The sequence below is a fragment of the Streptosporangium jomthongense genome (genome assembly GCF_042650425.1).
Classification (GTDB): Bacteria; Actinomycetota; Actinomycetes; order Streptosporangiales; family Streptosporangiaceae; genus Streptosporangium.
Genome location: NZ_JBHSBC010000037.1, coordinates 116,659 through 135,376, shown reverse-complemented (window position 1 = coordinate 135,376; position 18,718 = coordinate 116,659). Strand labels below are relative to the sequence as shown.

General features: G+C 69.8%; 17 protein-coding genes. 1 reads left to right on the top strand and 16 read right to left on the bottom strand.

What is annotated here, in order from left to right:
• Positions 1 to 49: 49 nt before the first annotated feature.
• Positions 50 to 1,279: a DUF349 domain-containing protein gene (locus ACFOYY_RS31800; protein WP_352011686.1), complete on the top strand. Its 1,230-nt coding sequence runs from the start codon at positions 50 to 52 to the stop codon at positions 1,277 to 1,279.
• An 82-nt stretch (positions 1,280 to 1,361) separates the two neighbouring features.
• Here ACFOYY_RS31800 and ACFOYY_RS31795 read toward each other — a convergent pair whose 3' ends face one another.
• The 16 genes from ACFOYY_RS31795 to ACFOYY_RS31720 all read right to left on the bottom strand — a co-directional run bounded on the left by ACFOYY_RS31795 (position 1,362) and on the right by ACFOYY_RS31720 (position 18,690).
• Positions 1,362 to 3,554, bottom strand: coding sequence for a RelA/SpoT family protein (locus ACFOYY_RS31795; protein WP_352011685.1), 2,193 nt, complete (start codon positions 3,552 to 3,554; stop codon positions 1,362 to 1,364).
• Between the two features lie 239 nt (positions 3,555 to 3,793).
• Complete coding sequence (locus tag ACFOYY_RS31790; RefSeq protein WP_352011684.1) at positions 3,794 to 4,312, bottom strand: adenine phosphoribosyltransferase; 519 nt, start codon at positions 4,310 to 4,312, stop codon at positions 3,794 to 3,796.
• Between the two features lie 64 nt (positions 4,313 to 4,376).
• Positions 4,377 to 5,429, bottom strand: coding sequence for a protein translocase subunit SecF (gene secF / locus ACFOYY_RS31785; protein ID WP_362775859.1), 1,053 nt, complete (start codon positions 5,427 to 5,429; stop codon positions 4,377 to 4,379).
• Entirely contained in the window at positions 5,429 to 7,207 is a 1,779-nt protein-coding gene (gene secD / locus ACFOYY_RS31780) for a protein translocase subunit SecD (RefSeq protein WP_352011682.1), read from the bottom strand. Before secD ends, secF begins: the two co-directional genes overlap by 1 nt.
• Positions 7,208 to 7,326: 119 nt before the next feature.
• The gene (gene yajC, locus ACFOYY_RS31775; RefSeq protein ID WP_352011681.1) at positions 7,327 to 7,695 is read right to left on the bottom strand and encodes a preprotein translocase subunit YajC; all 369 of its coding nucleotides are present in this window, start codon (positions 7,693 to 7,695) and stop codon (positions 7,327 to 7,329) included.
• Between the two features lie 226 nt (positions 7,696 to 7,921).
• Complete coding sequence (gene ruvB, locus ACFOYY_RS31770) at positions 7,922 to 8,968, bottom strand: Holliday junction branch migration DNA helicase RuvB (RefSeq protein WP_352011733.1); 1,047 nt, start codon at positions 8,966 to 8,968, stop codon at positions 7,922 to 7,924.
• Positions 8,969 to 9,029: 61 nt separating this feature from the next.
• Positions 9,030 to 9,650: a Holliday junction branch migration protein RuvA gene (gene ruvA / locus ACFOYY_RS31765; protein ID WP_352011680.1), complete on the bottom strand. Its 621-nt coding sequence runs from the start codon at positions 9,648 to 9,650 to the stop codon at positions 9,030 to 9,032.
• The gene (gene ruvC, locus ACFOYY_RS31760) at positions 9,647 to 10,231 is read right to left on the bottom strand and encodes a crossover junction endodeoxyribonuclease RuvC (RefSeq protein ID WP_352011732.1); all 585 of its coding nucleotides are present in this window, start codon (positions 10,229 to 10,231) and stop codon (positions 9,647 to 9,649) included. Before ruvC ends, ruvA begins: the two co-directional genes overlap by 4 nt.
• 103 nt (positions 10,232 to 10,334) lie before the next feature.
• The gene (locus tag ACFOYY_RS31755) at positions 10,335 to 11,492 is read right to left on the bottom strand and encodes a GNAT family N-acetyltransferase (protein WP_386194738.1); all 1,158 of its coding nucleotides are present in this window, start codon (positions 11,490 to 11,492) and stop codon (positions 10,335 to 10,337) included.
• Between the two features lie 68 nt (positions 11,493 to 11,560).
• Positions 11,561 to 12,313, bottom strand: a complete 753-nt coding sequence (locus ACFOYY_RS31750; RefSeq protein ID WP_352011678.1) for a YebC/PmpR family DNA-binding transcriptional regulator — start codon at positions 12,311 to 12,313, stop codon at positions 11,561 to 11,563.
• 3 nt (positions 12,314 to 12,316) lie between these two features.
• A complete protein-coding gene (pdxT, locus tag ACFOYY_RS31745) occupies positions 12,317 to 12,907 on the bottom strand; it encodes a pyridoxal 5'-phosphate synthase glutaminase subunit PdxT (RefSeq protein ID WP_352011677.1) in 591 nt (196 codons plus the stop codon).
• A 70-nt stretch (positions 12,908 to 12,977) separates the two neighbouring features.
• Positions 12,978 to 14,198 (bottom strand): MFS transporter, encoded by a 1,221-nt coding sequence (locus ACFOYY_RS31740; protein ID WP_362775853.1) that lies wholly within the window; start codon positions 14,196 to 14,198, stop codon positions 12,978 to 12,980.
• 42 nt (positions 14,199 to 14,240) lie between these two features.
• Positions 14,241 to 14,657 (bottom strand): MarR family winged helix-turn-helix transcriptional regulator, encoded by a 417-nt coding sequence (locus ACFOYY_RS31735; RefSeq protein WP_352011675.1) that lies wholly within the window; start codon positions 14,655 to 14,657, stop codon positions 14,241 to 14,243.
• Between the two features lie 83 nt (positions 14,658 to 14,740).
• Positions 14,741 to 16,405, bottom strand: a complete 1,665-nt coding sequence (locus tag ACFOYY_RS31730; protein WP_386194735.1) for an alkaline phosphatase D family protein — start codon at positions 16,403 to 16,405, stop codon at positions 14,741 to 14,743.
• Positions 16,406 to 16,596: 191 nt separating this feature from the next.
• Positions 16,597 to 17,511: a pyridoxal 5'-phosphate synthase lyase subunit PdxS gene (gene pdxS, locus ACFOYY_RS31725; protein ID WP_352011673.1), complete on the bottom strand. Its 915-nt coding sequence runs from the start codon at positions 17,509 to 17,511 to the stop codon at positions 16,597 to 16,599.
• 162 nt (positions 17,512 to 17,673) lie between these two features.
• Entirely contained in the window at positions 17,674 to 18,690 is a 1,017-nt protein-coding gene (locus tag ACFOYY_RS31720; RefSeq protein WP_352011672.1) for a DUF3048 domain-containing protein, read from the bottom strand.
• Between the last annotated feature and the right edge of the window lie 28 nt (positions 18,691 to 18,718).

The window sequence follows — 18,718 nt, the reverse complement described above, 5'->3', positions numbered from 1 at the left end:
CAAGAGGCGGATAGCCTCGAAAGGCTGATGAAAGTTGCGGGAGGACACGGTGAGCACCGACCCGTGGGGCCGGGTAGACGACGACGGCACCGTCTACGTGCGTACGGCTGAGGGAGAACGGGCCGTCGGGTCCTGGCAGGCCGGCGAACCGGAAGAGGCTCTGGCCTACTTCCACCGCAAGTTCGACGAGCTGGCCGGGCAGGTCACGCTGCTTGAGCAGCGGGTCCGCGGCACGGATCTGCCGCCCGCCCAGGCGGAGGCGACGATCGTCAAGCTCCGCGAGGCGATCGTCGACGCGCACGCGGTCGGCGATCTCGACGGGCTGCTGGGCCGCCTCAACAGCCTCACGGAGCTGGTCTCCCAGCGCCGCGAGGAGGTCAAGGCCGCCCGCGACGTGGCTCGCGCCGAGGCCAGGGGCGTCAAGGAACGCATTGTCGCCGAGGCCGAGCGCATCGCCGACGACACCACCCACTGGAAGACCGGTGGGGAGCGGCTGCGCCAGCTCGTCGAGGAGTGGAAGGCCGCCGAGCGCATCGACCGGGTGACCGAGGCGGCGCTGTGGAAGCGCCTGTCCGCGGCCCGTACGGCCTTCGCCAAGCGGCGCAAGGCCTACTTCGCCGGGCTCGACGAGCAGCGCGAGGGCGTGCGTTCGGCCAAGGAACGCATCGTCGTCGAGGCGGAGGCGCTGGCCTCCTCGACCGACTGGGGCGCGACGGCCTCCGCCTACCGCGAGCTGATGCAGCAGTGGAAGGCGGCCGGCCGGGCCTCGCGTGAGGTCGAGGACGAGCTGTGGGGCCGTTTCAAGGGCGCCCAGGACCAGTTCTTCCAGGCCCGTTCGGCGGTCTTCGCCGAGCGTGACGCCTCGCTGGCGGCCAACGCCGAGGTCAAGGAGCAGCTGCTGGCCGAGGCCGAGAAGATCCTTCCGGTCTCCGACGCCCGCGTCGCCAGGAACGCCCTGCGTGGCCTCCTGGAGCGCTGGGAGGAGGCCGGCCCGGTCCCGCGCGAGCAGCGTGACCGGCTTGAGGGCGGTCTGCGCAAGATCGACGAGGCGGTCCGCAAGGCCGAGGAGGCCGAGTGGAAGCGGTCCAACCCCGAGGCCCGCGCCCGCGCGCAGAACACGGTCGACCAGCTGCGCAAGTCGATCGGGCAGCTTGAGGGCCGTCTGGCCAAGGCCCAGGCGGCCGGCAGGGACAAGGAGGCCAAGGACGCCGAGGAGGCCCTGACCGCCCGCCGTTCCTGGCTTGAGGAGGCCGAGCGCACGCTCGCCGAGTTCTCCTGACCCTCCGGCGCCAAAACGGGGGACGCTCCTTTCCGGAGCGTCCCCCGTTTCGCTGTATGGCCCGGGGCGGGCCTGAGAGGGCCTAGGAGGCGCCGCTCACCCGGTAGACGTCGTAGACGCCCTGGATGTTGCGTACGGCCTTCAGCACGTGCCCCAGGTGCTTGGGGTCGCCCATCTCGAAGGTGAACCTGCTGATCGCCACCCGGTCCTTCGAGGTCGTCACCGACGCCGACAGGATGTTGACGTGCTGGTCGGACAGGGTCCGGGTGACGTCGGACAGCAGGCGCGGCCGGTCGAGCGCCTCGACCTGGAGCGCCACGAGGAACACCGAGTCCTCCGCGGCCGACCAGGAGACCTCGACCAGGCGGTCGGGCTCTGACCTCAGCTGCTGCACGTTGGGGCAGTTGGTGCGGTGCACCGAGACGCCGTGGCCGCGGGTGACGAAGCCGATGATCTCGTCTCCGGGGACCGGGGTGCAGCAGCGCGACAGCCGTACCCAGACGTCGGAGTCGCCCGCGACGACCACGCCCGCGCCGCCCCGGCCGCGGGGACGGCCGCGCAGCTTCGTCGGCACCGAGACCTCGGCGATGTCCTCCTCGGCGCCCTCGACCCCTCCGAGGGAGTGCACGAGCTTCTGCACGACCGCCTGGGCGGCCACGTGGCCCTCTCCGACGGCCGCGTAGAGCGCCGAGACGTCCGCGTAGTGCAGGTCCCTGGCGAGCACCAGGAGGGACTCTCCGGACATCAGGCGCTGCAGCGGCAGGCCCTGCTTGCGCATCGCCCTGCCGATGGCCTCCTTGCCCGCCTCGATCGCGGTCTCGCGGCGCTCCTTGGAGAACCACTGCCGGATCTTGTTGCGGGCCCGGCCCGACTTGACGAACTTGAGCCAGTCACGGGAGGGACCGGCGTCCGGCGACTTGGAGGTGAAGATCTCCACGGTGTCGCCGTTGCCGAGCCGCGACTCCAGCGGCACGAGACGGCCGTTGACCCGGGCCCCGATGCAGCGGTGGCCGACCTCGGTGTGCACGGCGTAGGCGAAGTCGACCGGGGTCCCGCCCTCGGGAAGCGCGATCACCTGACCGCGGGGGGTGAAGACGTAGACCTCGGAGACCGACAGGTCGAACCTCAGCGACTCAAGGAACTCGCCCGGGTCGGCGGTCTCCTTCTGCCAGTCGAGGAGCTGCCTGAGCCAGGCCATGTCGCTGGCCGGCTTGAGCTTCGCCCCGGGCGGGCCCGAGGTGGTCATGTCCTCCTTGTACTTCCAGTGCGCCGCCACGCCGTACTCGGCCCTGTGGTGCATGCCGTGGGTGCGGATCTGCAGCTCGACGGGCTTGCCCTCGGGGCCGATGACCGTGGTGTGCAGCGACTGGTACATGTTGAACTTGGGCATCGCGATGTAGTCCTTGAACCGGCCGGGCACCGGGTTCCATCGCGCGTGAATCGTTCCCAGGGCGGCGTAGCAGTCGCGGACCGTGTCGACCAGCACCCGGATGCCGACCAGGTCGTAGATGTCGTCGAAGGCGACGTCCCTGGCGATCATCTTCTGGTAGACCGAGTAGTAGTGCTTCGGGCGCCCCTTGACCACCGCGCGGATCTTGGCCTCGCGCAGGTCTCCGGAGACCTTCTCGATGACCTCCTGCAGGAACAGGTCCCTGCGCGGGGCGCGCTCGGAGACCATGCGGGCGATCTCGTCGTAGCGCTTGGGGTAGAGCATGGCGAACGCGAGGTCCTCAAGCTCCCACTTGATGGTGTTCATGCCGAGGCGGTGGGCGAGCGGCGCGAAGATCTCCAGTGTCTCCCGGGACTTCTGCTGCCGCTTGTGCTCGGGCAGGTAGCGCATGGTGCGCATGTTGTGCAGCCGGTCGGCGAGCTTGATCACCAGCACCCGGATGTCGCGGGACATCGCCACGACCATCTTGCGGACGGTCTCGGCCTGGGCGGCGTCGCCGTACTTGACCTTGTCGAGCTTGGTGACGCCGTCGACCAGCAGGGCGATGTTGTCGCCGAAGTCCTTGCGCAGCTCGTCGAGGCCGTAGGCGGTGTCCTCGACGGTGTCGTGCAGCAGCGCGGCGCACAGCGTCTCGTCGTCGGTGCCCAGCTCGGCCAGGATCGTCGCGACCGCGAGCGGGTGGGTGATGTAGGGATCACCGCTCTTACGCTTCTGATCACGGTGGTGGTAGGCGGCCACGTCGTAGGCGCGCTCGATGAGCCGCAGATCCGCCTTCGGATGCGTCGCGCGGACCGTCCGGAAGAGCGGCTCAAGCACCGGGTTCATGGCGCCACCCCATTGCCCCCCAAAACGCGCGAGCCTACGCCTTACCGCAGGCCTGTCCTCGGTGGCTCCGGACATGGCGGAACCGGCATCGCCTGCCGGGACGGCCGTCTCGGGACCGCCACCGTCGGCGGTCACGTCGGGGACGACCACATCACGGGGCACTCAGACTCCTCACGTTCGAGTCCAGATCCCCCCAGTGTATCCAGACTGGCCAGGATGCCTTCCCCGGCGGGGTGGGATCAGACAATCACCAGGGAATGCACCTCGACGCCGTCCAGCCGTTCCCGTCCTTTGAGGAAGGCCAGCTCCATGAGCACGGCGATGGCGACGACGTCGGCGCCCGCCCTGCGGACCAGCTCCACCGCCGCACGCGCCGTACCGCCGGTGGCGAGCACGTCGTCGATGATCAGGACGCGTTCCCCTGGGGTGAAGGCGTCTCGATGGACCTCGATGGTGGCGGAGCCGTACTCCAGATCGTAGGACGCCTCAAGGGTTTCCGCGGGCAGTTTGCCTTTCTTGCGCACCGGAACGAAGCCCGCGCCCGCCCGATAGGCCGCGGGAGCGGCCAGGATGAAGCCTCTGGCCTCGATCCCGACGACCTTGTCGACCTGGTGGAGCCCGGCGAAACCGTCGATCACGGCGGCCAGGGCCTCAGGATCGGCGAGCAGCGGGGTGATGTCCTTGAAGAGGACGCCGGGCTGGGGGTAGTCGCGGATGTCCCGGACGTGGTCCAGGATCAGCCTGCTCAGGTCACTCATCGTCGCTCCCTCAAGGAAAAGCCTCCGTCCCCTCGGCGGGGACGGAGGCCTTGCTGACTTCCGGCTACTTCTTCTTGCGCTTGTCGCCGTCGGGCGCCGAGCCGTTGGCGGCCCCCGCGGGGACCGGCTGCTTGGCTCCCTTGACCGTCTGGCCGCCCTTGGCCCCGCCGCCCTGTGAGGAGAGCCTGCGGGCGATCGCCTGGTAACGCGGCTCGCGCTCCTTCAGTGTGACCAGCATCGGCGTGGCCACGCACAGGGACGAGTAGGTACCGACGATCATGCCGACGAACAGGGCGAGCGAGAGGTCCCTCAGCGTGCCCGCGCCGAACAGCGTGGTGCCGATGAACAGGATCGCGGCCACCGGCAGGATCGCCACCAGGGTGGTGTTCAGCGACCGGATCAGGGTGTGGTTCAGCGCGTTGTTCGCCGCCTGCGTGTAGGTCATCTTGGAGGTCGTGCCGAGCTTGGCGGTGACCTCCTTGATCATGTCGAACACGACGACCGCGTCGTACAGGGAGTATCCGAGGATCGTCAGGAAGCCCAGCAGGGTCGCCGGGGTGACCTCGAACTGGGTCCACGCGTAGACGCCCGCGGTGATCACCAGGTCGTGGAAGAGTGCCACGACCGCCGACAGCGCCATCTTCCACTCGAAGGCCACCGTGAGGTACAGGATGATCGCCAGCATGAAGACGATCAGACCGGTGACCGCCTTGTCGGCCACCTGACCGCCCCACGAGGCGCCGATCACCTGGAGGGTGACCTCGTTCTGCTGTATGCCGTACTTCTGGGCGACCGCCTTCTGGACCGTGGTCACCCGCTCGGGGGGCATGCTGTCGGTGGTGACCCGCCAGCCGTTGTTGGTCGTCTGGACGATGACCTGGTGGGCGCCCGCGCCGTTGAAGGTGTCGCGGACCTCTTCGATGTGGGCGCTGGGCGCCTTGAAGGAGAAGACCGAGCCGCCCCTGAACTCGACGCCCAGGTTGAGGCCTCCGTTGAAGAGCAGGCCCGCGATGGACACCAGCAGCAGCACGGCGGACAGGCCGTACCAGAGCTTCCTGCGTCCGACGAAGTCGACGTCGATCTCGCCGCGGTACAACCGACTCGCGATGCCGGACATCATGCCTCCTGCGGAACGGTCTTGGTACCGGCGACCGTCGTGCTGCTCATGCGCTCGGCGTCGAGACCGGAAAGCTTGTGTCCCTTGGCGAAGAACTTCAGCCTGGCCAGCAGCGTGACGAACGGCTTGGTGAACAGGAAGACCACGACGATGTCGATGAGCGTGGTCAGGCCCATCGCGAAGGCGAACCCGGCCACACCGCCGACGGCCAGGAAGTACAGCACGACGGCGGCGATGAACATGACCGCGTCGGCGATCAGGATCGTCCGGCGGGCGCGGGTCCAGGCGACCTCGACGGCCGTGCGCAGCGACCGGCGGCCCTCCTTCATCTCGTCTCGTATTCGTTCGAAGTAGACGATGAAGGAGTCGGCGGTGATACCGATCGAGACGATGAGGCCGATGATGTGCGGCAGCGACAGGCGGAAGCCCGCGAAGGCACCGAGGATCACGACCGCCTGGTAGGTGAGGATCGAGGCGGCCAGCAGGCTCAGCACCGAGACGACGCCAAGGCCGCGGTAGTACAGCATGGAGTAGACGACCACCAGGGCCAGGCCGATGCCACCGGCGATCATGCCGCCGCGCAGCTGGTCGGCGCCCAGGGTCGAGGAGACCTCGTCGATCGAGCTCTTCTCGAACTTCAGCGGCAGCGCGCCGAACTTCAGCTGGCCGGCCAGCTCGTTGGCCGTCACCTGGGTGAAGTTGCCGGAGATCTGCGCCCGGCCGCCGGTGATGGGCTCCTGGATGACCGGCGCGGAGATGATCACACCGTCCAGGACCATGGCGACCTGGTTGCGCGGCGGCTGGGAGTTGAACGCGGTGGTGGTCACCTTGGACCACTGGTCGGGGCCCTGCCCCTTGAAGGAGAGCTGGACGAGCCACTCACCGGTGGTCTGGTCGACGCCCGCGTTGGCGCTGGCGATCGCGCTTCCGGTGACGGCCGCCTTGTCGAGGACGTACTTGGCGCTGCCGTCCTGGCTGCAGCCGGCGTACTGCTTGTTGGGGTCGTCCTGGGCGCCCTGGCCCTTGTTCTTGGAGCAGTCGAGGGCCTCGAACTGCTTGAGCACCGCCGGGTCGATGCCGGTGGTGTCCACGTCGGCCAGCGGGTTGTCCGCGGGCGAGGAGGGCTGGGGCGAGGGGGAGCCGCTCTGGCCGGGCTTGGCCGAGGGGGAGGCCTCCGCCTTGTCGCCCTTCTTGCCGGTGTCCTGCTTGCTCTCCTGCTTGCCGGTGGCGGTCGGGGTCGCCTCCGGGCTGGGGTTGAGGAGCGCCGCCGACAGGGCGCGGCCCGCGGGCGAGGCGCTCGGGTTCGCGGCGGCCGTCGCGGTCGGCTCCGGCGTCTTCGTGCCCTGCTCGGCCGCGGGGGAGGCGGACGGGGCGGGGGACTTGTCGCCCTTCTTGCCGGGAGCCGTCGAGGAGGGGGAGGATGACGGCGTCGGCGCCTGGGTGGGCATCTGCCCCGGCGGCTGGGGTGCCCCTGCCGCGACCGCCATCACCTGACGGAAACGCAGTTCCGCGGTGGTGCCGACCAGCTTGACGACTTCCTCCTGGCCAACTCCGGGGACGGAGATGACGATGTTGTCACCGGATTTGGCGACCTCGGCGTCGGAGATACCGCTGCCGTTCACCCTGTTTCGGATGATGCCGACGGCGAGATCCAGGCTTTCCTCTGTGGGAGCCGTGCCGTTCGGGGTGACGGGCTGCAGTGTCACTGTCGTGCCACCGGCGAGGTCGAGGCCATATTCGGGGGTGTAAGCCCTGTTCAGGAGCATCACCCCACCCATGGCGAGAATAATCGCCAGTAGCAGTAGGAGCACGCGCCCCGGTCTGCTCTGGCCGCTGGTCGGTCGGGCCACTGGTCGTCAGTTCTTTCGGCTATAGGGAATGTTGGCGAGCCTACTTATCACTTCTTGGTCGTCGAGTCCTGGTCGTCACCGGGCGACTGCGCGGTTTCCACCACATTGTCATCTACGGTGTCGGTGTTCTCGGCGTCGCCCTGCGTGTCGTCGACCGGGCCCACCACACGCCCGATCGCGGCCTTGACCCAGCGGGTCTCGACGCCGGGGGCGATCTCCAGGATCACATCTTCGGCGTCGATCGCTACCACCGTCGCGAAAAGCCCGGTAGTGGTCATGATGCGGGTCCCCGGGGTGAGGGAGTTCTGCATCTGCGCCTGCTCCTGCTGCCGCTTACGCTGCGGCCTGATCAGCAGGAAGTAGAACACCACGACCATCAGCGCGATCATGATAAGGCTGGAGTAATTGCCGCCCATTGGGCCGCTCCTTCGGTTAAGGATGACCGGCCGGAGCCGGACGTCATGTGAGGCCACGCCGCGCTCAGCACGTCAGCCTACACAGCCAGCCAAGCCACGGAGTTTAGGCGAGCTGTTAGGAGCGCGGCAACGAGGTCACGTTCTGGCGCGCGGGGAAGTTCCCATTTTGATACGGTTGTCACCTTTTTGTGATCAACCCCGTGCGTTTTCTCACCGTAACTCAACGTCAGGAAGCCGCGGGGTCATCCCCAAGATCATGCAGGTCAGGCCCCTGGCCGGGCATCGGCACCGCGCCGAAGGCTCCGGGAGGGGGCGTCAACCCAAGGTGGACCCAGGCCGCCGCGGTCGCGACGCGTCCGCGAGGAGTGCGGGCCAGCAGGCCCTGCCGTACCAGGAACGGCTCCGCGACCACCTCGACGGTCTCCGGTTCCTCCCCCACCGCGACCGCCAGTGTTGACAGACCGACGGGACCGCCACCGAACTTGCCGAGCAGGGCGCCCAGGACGGCGCGGTCGAGACGGTCGAGTCCCTCGGCGTCCACCTCGTAGAGGTTCAGCGCCGCGGCGGCGACGTCCCTGCTGATCACCCCGTCCGCCCGGACCTCGGCGAAGTCGCGCACCCGGCGCAGCAGCCGGTTGGCGATGCGGGGCGTGCCCCGGGAGCGCCCGGCGATCTCGTGTGCCGCGTCGCCCGGGAGACGCAGGCCGAGCAGCCGTGCCGAACGGTGCAACACCTGTTCGAGCTCGGCGGCCTCGTAGAAGTCCATGTGCGCGACGAAGCCGAACCTGTCACGCAGCGGCGCGGGCAGCAGGCCCGCCCTGGTGGTCGCCCCGACCAGGGTGAAGGGCGCCACCTCCAGCGGGATGGCGGTCGCGCCCGGCCCCTTGCCGACCACGATGTCGACGCGGAAGTCCTCCATCGCGAGGTAGAGCATCTCCTCGGCGGGACGGGCCATCCGGTGGATCTCGTCGATGAAGAGGACCTCTCCCTCGGAGAGGGTGGACAGGATCGCCGCGAGGTCACCCGCCCGTTCGAGGGCGGGCCCGGAGGTGAGCCTGAGCGGCGCGGAGAGCTCGGCCGCGATGATCATCGAGAGGGTCGTCTTGCCCAGACCGGGCGCGCCGCTCATCAGCACGTGGTCGGGGGGACGGTTGCGCCGCAACGCGCTGTGCAGCACCAGGGAGAGCTGCTCGCGCACCCGCGCCTGGCCGATGAACTCCTCAAGACGTTTGGGGCGCAGCGCGGCCTCGATCAGGCGCTCGTCACCCTCCATCTCGGGTGAGACCAGATCCCGTTCCGCGCTCACGTCGTCTCCGCCTTTCCTGTGCCCTGTCTCACCGGACGCTCAGCACGCGAAGCGCGGCCTTGAGCAGCACGGCGACCTGGGGAACCCTGCCCTGCGCGATCTCGGCGTCAGCCTGGACGGCCACCGTGGCGACCGCCTCGTCGGCGTCCCTGACCGAGTAGCCGAGACCGACCAGGCCCGAGTGCACCTGGTCGCGCCAGGGCGGGACTGCGGCGGTGCCGTCGAGCGCGGCGTTGACCGCCTCCTCCGGCGTGCCGAGCTTGTCCTTGAGGTCGACGATGATCCGCTGAGCGCCCTTGGGGCCGACTCCGGGCACCCTGGTCAGCGCCTTGACGTCGGCGCTCGCCACCGCGATCCGCAGGGCGTTCGGCGTGTGCACGGCGAGCATGGCAAGGGCGACCTTGGGACCGACCCCGTTGGCCGTCTGCAGCAGCTCGAAGACCAGACGCTCGTCGTCGGTGCCGAAGCCGAACAGTGTCAGGGAGTCCTCCCTGACCACGAGCGAGGTGGCCAGTCTGGCCTCCTCCCCCACCCGCAGCGCCGCCAGTGTGCCGGGTGTGCAGTGGACGAGCACGCCGATCCCGCCGACCTCGACCACCGCCCCCTCCGGCGCGATCGCGGCCACCCGTCCCCGCACCGAGGCGATCACTTCGTGCTTCCCTTCGAATATCCGGCCCTGCCCCCGCCGCGGAAGTAGGCGGCGGCGCTCGTGCCGGGAGCGGCGGCCTTCGCGACCGCCTCCGCGAGCCTGTTGCGCGCCCCGCCCCGCCACACGTGACAGATCGCGAGGGCGAGGGCGTCGGCGGCGTCGGCGGGCTTGGGCATCTCGTCCAGGCGCAGGAGCCTGGTCACCATCGTGCCGACCTGTCGTTTGTCGGCGGTGCCGCTGCCGGTGATCGCGGCCTTGACCTCGGAGGGCGTGTGCAACGCCACCGGCAGCCCCCGGCGGGAGGCGCACAGGATCGCCACCGCGGAGGCCTGCGCGGTGCCCATCACCGTCCTGAGGTTGTGCTGGGCGAAGACCCGCTCCACGGCGACCGCGTCCGGCTTGATCTCGTCGAGCCAGCTCTCGATGCCCGCCTCGATCGCCACGAGCCTCGCGCCGGTCTCGTCTTCCGCGGGGGTGCGCACGACCCCGACCTTGACCAGGGTCAGCGGCGCCCCCGGCCGTCCCTCGACCGCGCCGAGCCCGCACCGGGTCAGCCCGGGATCGACCCCCATCACCCGCAGTTCGGGCAACCGCACCGGCACGCCTCCACTCGCCGAACACCTGTTCGGTGCCAGACTCTACCGCCTGCGCGCACACGACGCACGGTTCCCGGGCAGGCACCCCTCAGAAGTGGTCCAGCATGTACGGCCTGGCGTGGAAGGCCCCGTCCAGGGCGGCGTCGCCGTCCGCGGAACCGGTCAGTCCGCCGGTCCTGCGCAGGGTCGCGGCCGGAACCCCGCAGAACAGGGCGGAGAACGCCCCGGCCGTGAAGACGGGCAGAGCCGAGGGGAGGGTGCCCGCGGGCTCGGCCGTCGCCCGCCCTCCGGAGACGGACAGGTGCCAGGGTCCGGAGTTCTCCGGCCGCTGGGGGTCCTCGACCTGGATCACGGTGTCGAGGGTGACGCCGGGCGGGAAACCCCGCTCACGGATCGCCGCGGCCAGGTCGACGACGCGGAACATCCAGCGGGTCTGGCCCACCTCGTCCGTCGGACGGTTCCCGATCAGCCAGAAGACGGGGTCGTCGGGGGCCACGACCGCGTGGACGGACCTGGCGATCGAGGCCGAGGAACCGACCAGGGACCACAGCGTCCGCGCGGTCGCCTCCGAGCCCGCGACCAGGACGGGAACCTCCAGGTCCTGGTCGCGCCAGCGGTAGACGACGAGGCCGTCGTGTGCGAGATAGACGAAGTCGTCCCCCGTCGCCAGGCGCGCCCGCCAGACGTCGGCGTCCCAGCAGACGGGGCCGCAGGCGCGGGTGGCCAGGTGGACTCCCCGCAGGACCGAGACGACCCGCTCTGCGTCCTCCGGCCCGGCCCTGCGGACCTGGACCTGCTCGGTCCGCCTGATGGTCCGCAGCGCCTCGGCGGGCAGCACGGCGCGGTGCATGGCTCCGGCGTGCTCCCAGCCCAGCGATCGGTAGATGTGGGTGGTGGCCGGGTAGAGGGCGGAGACCGGGTGACCGAGGCTGGCGCAGCGCTCAAGGGTGGCCAGCATGATGGTCCGGCCGGCTCCCCCGCCCCTGTCCTCCGGGGCGACGGTCACCGAGGCGACGCCGCCGAGGGAGATCGGCCTGCCGTGCCAGTACTGGGTGAAGTCGTTGATCCGGCTCGTCGCGACCAGGCGGGCGCCGTCGAAGAGACCGAGATATCTCCCCGCTTCGAGTGCGGGAGTCACCATCCCGACCCACTGCCGCTGGACCGCCTCCGACACCGGTCCGAAGGCCCGCCTGCGATTGTCCGTCACCGCGTCGAGATCGCCCGCGGTCAGTTCACGTAGCTTCACAGCCACCCAACCTAGGCGGCGCGGTCCGGGCGGGGCGAATCGGTCGTCCCGCCCGGCACGACGGCCGTTCAGGCGTCGAGCTTCTCCAGGACGTCGTCGGAGACGTCGAAGTTGGCCCAGACGTTCTGGACGTCGTCGCTGTCCTCAAGGGCGTCGATCAGCCTGAAGACCTTGCGGGCGCCGTCCTCGTCGAGCGGGACGTTCATCGTCGGCACGAAGCTGGACTCGGCGGAGTCGTAGTCGATGCCGGACTCCTGCAGGGCCTTGCGGACCGGGACGAGGTCGGTGGCCTCGGAGACGACCTCGAACTGGTCGCCGAGGTCGTTGACCTCCTCGGCGCCGGCGTCGAGGACCGCGGTCAGCACGTCGTCCTCGCTCAGCGAGCCCTTGGGCACCAGCACGACGCCCTTGCGGTTGAACATGTAGGACACCGAGCCCGGGTCGGCCAGCGAGCCGCCGTTACGGGTCAGGGCGACGCGGACCTCGGAGGCTGCACGGTTGCGGTTGTCGGTGAGGCACTCGATCAGCACCGCGACCCCGCCGGGGGCGTAGCCCTCGTACATGATGGTCTGCCAGTCGGCGCCGCCCGCCTCAAGGCCGCCGCCACGCTTGCGCGCGCGCTCGATGTTGTCGATCGGGACCGAGCTCTTGCGCGCCTTGGTGATGGCGTCGTACAGCGTCGGGTTGCCGTCCGGGTCGGGGCCGCCGGTTCGGGCCGCGACCTCGATGTTCTTGATGAGCTTGGCGAACAGCTTGCCCCGCTTGGAGTCAAGCGCGGCCTTCTTGTGCTTCGTCGTCGCCCATTTGGAGTGGCCGGACATCGGCTAGAGCTCCCTCACCATGTCAACAAAATATGAATGCACACCGACATCCCCGGTAAGTTCCGGGTGGAAGGACGTGGCGAGCAGCGGTCCTTGGCGGACCGCGACGATCCTATCCCCAGCTTCGGCCCGAGCCAGCACTTCGACATCGGAACCGACAGATTCCACCCACGGGGCGCGAATGAAGATCGCCCGTATCGAGCCCCGGCCCGCGAAGTCGAGGTCCGCCTCGAAGGAGTCGACCTGACGGCCGAAGGCGTTGCGGCGGACCACCATGTCGATGCCGCCGATGGTCTGCTGGCCCTCGATGCCGCCCTCGATCCGGTCGGCCAGCATGATCATGCCCGCGCACGAGCCGTAGGCGGGCATGCCGCCCTTGATCCTCATCCTGAGCGGTTCGAGGAGTTCGAAGGTCTCGGCGAGTTTCCACATCGTGGTCGACTCCCCGCCGGGGATGACCAGGCCGTCGACCGCCTCCAGTTCACCGGGGCGCCGTACGGCGACGGCCCTGGCACCCGCCGCCTCCAGTGCGCGCGTGTGCTCGCGCACGTCTCCCTGCAGGGCGAACACTCCGACGGTCGGGGCGATGCTCACAGTGGTCCTCTCCAAGGGCTCGGAACGCCCCTTCAGCGTATGGCCACTGTGCGCGTCGCCCCAAACCGGGTCAGGCCGGGGCAGAGGCATCCTGGAAGGTGTGGTCGACGTCGATCCGATCCAGGCTCCTCATGTGGTGGCGCCTGCCGTACAGGACGGCCATGCCCGCCAGGCAGCAGGCCGCGCCCAGGACGTACGGCACCGCGGGCCCGACCTCCTCGCCCAGCTTGGTGACGACGTAGGGCGCGAGCGCGCCGCCCATCCAGCGCACGAAGTTGTATCCGGCGGAGGCGACGGGCCTCGGCGCGTCGGAGACCTCCATGGCCGCCTCGGTGAACACGGTGTTGTTCAGGCCGATCGGCAGGCCGGACAGGATGACGAAGACGACGACGCCCGGGTGACTGCCCGCCTGCTGTGACAGGGCGATGCCCACCTGCAGCAGGGCGAGCGCCCCCAGCGAGAGATGGAGCACGTTGACCGAGCCGATCCTGCGCTGCAGGGCGGGGGCGCCGAAGACCGAGGCCAGCGCGACACAGACGCCCCATCCGAAGAAGACCGCGCCGATGCCGTACGGCGACATGCCGAGGATGAAGGGGGTGAAGGCCAGGACGGTGAAGAAGGCGAAGTTGTAGAAGAACGCGGTGAACGCCGTCGTCGACAGGCCGCCGTGGGCCAAGGCGCGCAGCGGGTCGGACAAGCGGGTGCGCGCGGCCGGTTCCGGCGTGGCCCTCAGCAGGGTCAGGACGAGGACGAACCCGACGGCCATGAGGGTCGCGGTGCCGAAGAAGGGGGCGCGCCAGTTCCAGTCGCCGAGGGCGGCACCGACCAGCGGCCCCATGGAGATGCCCAGGCCCAGGGCCGCCTCGTACAGGACGATGGCCGCCTCCGCGCCTCCGCTGGCGGCGCCGACGATCACCGCGAGGGCGGTGGCGACGAACAGGGAGTTGCCCAGGCCCCACCCGGCGCGGAACCCGACGAGTTCGCCGACGCTGCCCGAGGTCCCGGACAGGGCGGCGAAGACGACCACCAGGGCCAGGCCGAGCAGCAGGGTGCGCTTGCCGCCGATCCTGCTGGAGACCCAGCCGGTGACGAGCATGGCCACCGCGGTGACCAGGAAGTAGCTGGTGAACAGCAGGGAGACCTGGCTCGGGCCCGCGTTCAGGCCCTTGGCGATGGAGGGCAGGATCGGATCGACCAGGCCGATGCCCATGAAGGCGACGACCGCGGCGAACGCGGTGGCCCAGACGGACATCGGCTGACGCAGGATTGCGCCGCCGCTCTGTGAGGACATGGAAGGCGCTCCTTGGGAGAAGGGGGACGGGTGGAGGGGCCGTCAGGGGCGGCCCAGTTTGGCCAGGGCGGGAAGCGCCGCGGCGACGGCCTCGCGTTCGGCCTGGGTGAGGGCGCCGAGCCGGTCGCTCAGGTAGGCGATCCTGGCGCGCCGTACGGCCACCAGGCGGGCGCGGCCCTCGTCGGTGAGCTCGACGGTGCGGACCCTGGCGTCGGCGGGGTCGGCGCCCCGCGCGACCAGTCCCGGCTCCTCAAGGCGGTTGATCTGCACGGTCATGGTCGGCAGCTGGACGCCGTGTTCCTCGGCCAGCTCGGTCATCCGGCGCGGGCCGTCCTGGAGCGAGCCGAGCACGGCGTACTGCTGGCTGGTGATCGGCTGCCCGGCCGCCGCGCGGCGCAGCAGCAGCACCAGGTGGCGCAGCTCCTTGGAGAGGTTCTCCGCGAGTTCATCCGTCATCATAGTTAGCCAGTCTAACTTAGCCTGTCTAACTATTATTCCGGAAAAACGGGACGACGCCGGACATGCGTCGTCCCGTTGGGGGTTCAGGGGCGCCTGGTCTCCAGGTCGACGACCTTCTGGATGAGATCGGTCTCCGGTTCCGTGGGCATCCGGCTCGCCGCAGGCGCGGCCGGGCGCAGGTAGGTCTGCCGCACGCCCGGCACCCGGTCCTCGACCACGAAGGTCGCCTTCACGTGAGCCTGCGCGCCGGCCTGCCGTACCTGCGGGAGCACCGTGAAGTCGGCGGTCAGCAGGTCGGGCTCGATCCGGGTGAGCACGTAACCGCGCTGGTTGTTGTAGAAGCGCAGGTGCGGGTTGATCCTGAGGAACGGCTGCGTCGCGGGGTCGGAGTCCGCGCCGTCGCCCCCGGTGGTGATGGAGGTCGTGACCAGCTCAGAGCCCACCGTGGGGGTGGTCGGGTCGTCGTAGTCGAGCTTGAGGTCGGCCGCCCAGTGCGCGTGCACGTCACCGGTGAGCACGACCGGGTTGCGCACCCCCGCGTCCACCCACCCCTGGGTGATCCGCCGCCGCGAGGCGACGTAGCCGTCCCAGGCGTCCTGACTGGTCACCTTGGCGGGCCCCGCGTCGCTGTCACGCTGGGCGAAGAAGACCTGCTGGCCGATGACGTCCCACCGTGCCCGCGAGCGGCGGAAGCCGTCGAGCAGCCAGCGTTCCTGGGTCTCCCCCGTGATCGAGCGCGCCGGGTCGGTCGCGGCCGGGCAGTCACGGTAACCGTCTCCGCAGCCCTGGTCGTCGCGGTACTGCCGGGTGTCGAGCATGTGGAAAGTGGCCAGGGCGCCCCACCGGACACGCCGGTAGATCTGCATGTCGATCCCCCTGGGGATGGAGGTACGCCGCAGCGGCATGTTCTCGTAGTAGGCGCGGAAGGCCGCGGCGCGCCGGGTGAGGAAACCCGGTTGCGGGATCTCCGGTTTCTCCGGCACCTCGTCGGCCCAGTTGTTGTCCAGTTCGTGGTCGTCCCAGACGACCAGCCAGGGCGCCGCCGCGTGCGCCGCCCGCAGGTCGGGATCGGTCTTGTACTGCGCGTGCCGCTGCCGGTAGTTCGCCAGCGTCTCGGTCTCCGGCCCCTCGTGGTCGCGGACGTTGCCGCCGGGGATGGTGTAGGTGTCGCGGGCGTACTCGTACTGGTAGTCGCCCAGGTGCAGGACGAGGTCGGGTTCCTCCTCGGCCAGGCGCCGGTAGGCGGTGAAGTGGCCGTGCTCGTACTGGGCGCACGAGACGAAGGCCATCGTCAGGCCCGTGCCGAGCGACAGGGGGTGCGGGGCGGTCCTGGCCCGTCCCATCGGCGACAGGTACGGCCCGGTCCTGAAGCGGTACCAGTACTCCCGGCCCGGCTCAAGGCCGTCCAGCTCGACGTGGACCGAGTGTCCCCACCGGCTGTCGGTGATCACCGTGCCCTGCCTGACCGTCCTGTGCCCGGCGTCGTCGCCGTAGACCTGCCACCGGACGGGGAAGGGCAGGTCGGGCATGCCGCCGAGGCCGTCCTCGGCCAGCGGCAGGGGGGCGAGCCTGGTCCAGATCACGAACCCGTCCGGGCTCGGATCGCCGGAGGCGACGCCGAGGGTGAAGGGGTCGGCGCGCGGCCTGCGGGCGGCGGGAACGGCCGCGGCGGCGGGGGCGGTGACGTGCGCCGCCGCGAGGCCGGCGACGCCGGTGACGAGGAAGGAACGTCGGCTGAGCCGGGACATGGGGGCCCCTCGAAGGTCGTCGGACGTGGTCGCCCGCCAGCCTTACCGACGATCGTGACCTTCGAGTTAACGTTCCGGGTCATGAAAAAGGCGGCGTCCCGCAAAGACGCCGCCTTCTCGTGGTCCGCCCCCACCGGCCGTGCTCCGCCAGGCGGTGCTCCAGCCGGTGGAACCGGTCCGGTCCTGATCGGCTACCAGCCGCGCTCCGCCAGGCGGTGCGGGACCGGGATGTCGTCGACGTTGATGCCGACCATCGCCTCGCCCAGGCCACGGGAGACCTTGGCGACGACGTCCGGGTCGTCGTAGAAGGTGGTGGCCTTGACGATCGCCGCGGCGCGCTGGGCCGGGTTGCCCGACTTGAAGATGCCGGAGCCGACGAACACGCCCTCCGCGCCGAGCTGCATCATCATCGCGGCGTCCGCCGGGGTGGCGATACCGCCCGCAGTGAAGAGCACGACGGGCAGCTTGCCCGCCTTGGCGACCTCGACCACCAGCTCGTACGGCGCCTGCAGCTCCTTGGCGGCGACGTACAGCTCGTCCTCGGCCAGCGAGGACAGCCGCCTGATCTCACCGCGGATCTTGCGCATGTGCATGGTGGCGTTCGAGACGTCGCCGGTGCCCGCCTCACCCTTGGAGCGGATCATCGCCGCGCCCTCGGTGATGCGGCGCAGCGCCTCGCCCAGGTTGGTGGCGCCACAGACGAAGGGCACCGTGAAGCGCCACTTGTCGATGTGGTTGGCGTAGTCGGCCGGGGTCAGCACCTCCGACTCGTCGATGTAGTCGACGCCGAGCGACTGGAGCACCTGCGCCTCGACGAAGTGGCCGATGCGGGCCTTGGCCATGACCGGGATGGAGACGGCGGAGATGATGCCGTCGATCATGTCGGGGTCGCTCATCCGCGAGACGCCGCCCTGGGCGCGGATGTCGGCGGGGACCCGCTCAAGGGCCATGACCGCGACGGCACCGGCGTCCTCGGCGATCTTGGCTTGCTCAGGGGTGACGACGTCCATGATGACGCCGCCCTTGAGCATCTCTGCCATGCCGCGCTTCACCCGGGCGGTTCCGGTGACGGCGGTCTCGGTGACTTCGGGCGTGCTGCTGGACACGGTCTCTACCTCACGACGAGCGGGTTGCGGATCACGGTCCGCCTCCCTGGGCGGGTTTCCGGCGTTCTCTATCGTAGGCGCTGAGTGGCATGTGCCCTTACACACCATCTTGTCGCGCTTATGCGATCTTCTTGGACATGATGGTAAGGACCGTCATGGTTCTCAGGGAATGACAGGCTTGGGCGCCGCCAGCACGATCCACACCTGGCCCGGGGCGAAGTTCATCGGCTCACCCGCCTCGGTGGTGAAGACCGTGCCGTCCTCCTCCGTCTTGCGCGACCAGGTGGCCTTGAACGCCTGGCCGTCCCTGAGCACGACCGCCCTGCCCTTGCCGACGCTGTGCACCAGGGGCGTGTAGCTCTGGTTCAGGTCGTGGAACTCCGAACGCTCGGTCTTGGCGTACTGCACGACGATCGTGGGGGCGCCGAGCTGGCCGCCCTCGGCGGCCATGTCCTTCTTGCCGTCCTGCCAGACCAGCCACCTGCCCGCCTCCTGCGACCAGGCGAAGGTGAAGCGCGCCGCCGGGTACCGGACCGTGAACGACTTCTTGGCCACGCCTCCCTCGGGGGCGTCGCCGAAGGTGAAGCCGATGTCCTTGGCCTTGGAGGCCCCCGGCGCCTTGGCCAGCAGCTGCTTGGTGTTCGCGAACAGGTTGTAGGGCGCGTAGCGGCCCGGCTGGCGGAAGTAGGCGCCGGGGGCCCTGCTGTCGGAGACGTCGACCAGGGACGCGGCCTGGACCTTGGGGATCATCTTGGTCTGCACGCCCGAGTAGGCCAGGGCGGGCTTGCCGAACTGCGGCAGGATGTGCAGGTCGGAGATTCTGGCGCTGCGGACCGGGCCGATCTTGGGCGGCAGCTTCGAGGAGAAGACGGCCATCAGGCGGGTCAGCCCCGCCTCGACCTGCTCCACGTAGACGATGTCGGCACTCCTGAGCCCGAGCTGGGGCTTGCCCGCCGAGGTGTTCTCGATCTTCGCGGCGAGCACGGGCCTGCGCGCGGCACCGGGAAGCCCGGTGAAGGGGTGGGTCGGCGGGGGCTCGGGGGTGGGCGTCTCCGACGGGGAGGGGTCGGCGGCCTGCGGACTGCCTCCGGCTGCGGGCTCGTTCGAGGAACAGGCCGCCACCGGCCCGAGAACAGCCACTCCCGCCAGCGCGACGGCGATCATCCGGGGCACCCGCACGGTTCATCTCCTCAAATCGGCCATGAAA

Coding starts and splice junctions, on each gene's coding strand:
- ACFOYY_RS31795 (WP_352011685.1), bottom strand. CDS start 3,554: ATGAACCCGGTGCTTGAGCCGCTCTTCCGGACGGTCCGCGCGACGCAT.
- ACFOYY_RS31790 (WP_352011684.1), bottom strand. CDS start 4,312: ATGAGTGACCTGAGCAGGCTGATCCTGGACCACGTCCGGGACATCCGC.
- secF (WP_362775859.1), bottom strand. CDS start 5,429: ATGTCCGGCATCGCGAGTCGGTTGTACCGCGGCGAGATCGACGTCGAC.
- secD (WP_352011682.1), bottom strand. CDS start 7,207: ATGGGTGGGGTGATGCTCCTGAACAGGGCTTACACCCCCGAATATGGC.
- yajC (WP_352011681.1), bottom strand. CDS start 7,695: ATGGGCGGCAATTACTCCAGCCTTATCATGATCGCGCTGATGGTCGTG.
- ruvB (WP_352011733.1), bottom strand. CDS start 8,968: ATGGAGGGTGACGAGCGCCTGATCGAGGCCGCGCTGCGCCCCAAACGT.
- ACFOYY_RS31750 (WP_352011678.1), bottom strand. CDS start 12,313: ATGTCCGGCCACTCCAAATGGGCGACGACGAAGCACAAGAAGGCCGCG.
- ACFOYY_RS31740 (WP_362775853.1), bottom strand. CDS start 14,198: ATGTCCTCACAGAGCGGCGGCGCAATCCTGCGTCAGCCGATGTCCGTC.
- ACFOYY_RS31735 (WP_352011675.1), bottom strand. CDS start 14,657: ATGATGACGGATGAACTCGCGGAGAACCTCTCCAAGGAGCTGCGCCAC.
- ACFOYY_RS31730 (WP_386194735.1), bottom strand. CDS start 16,405: ATGTCCCGGCTCAGCCGACGTTCCTTCCTCGTCACCGGCGTCGCCGGC.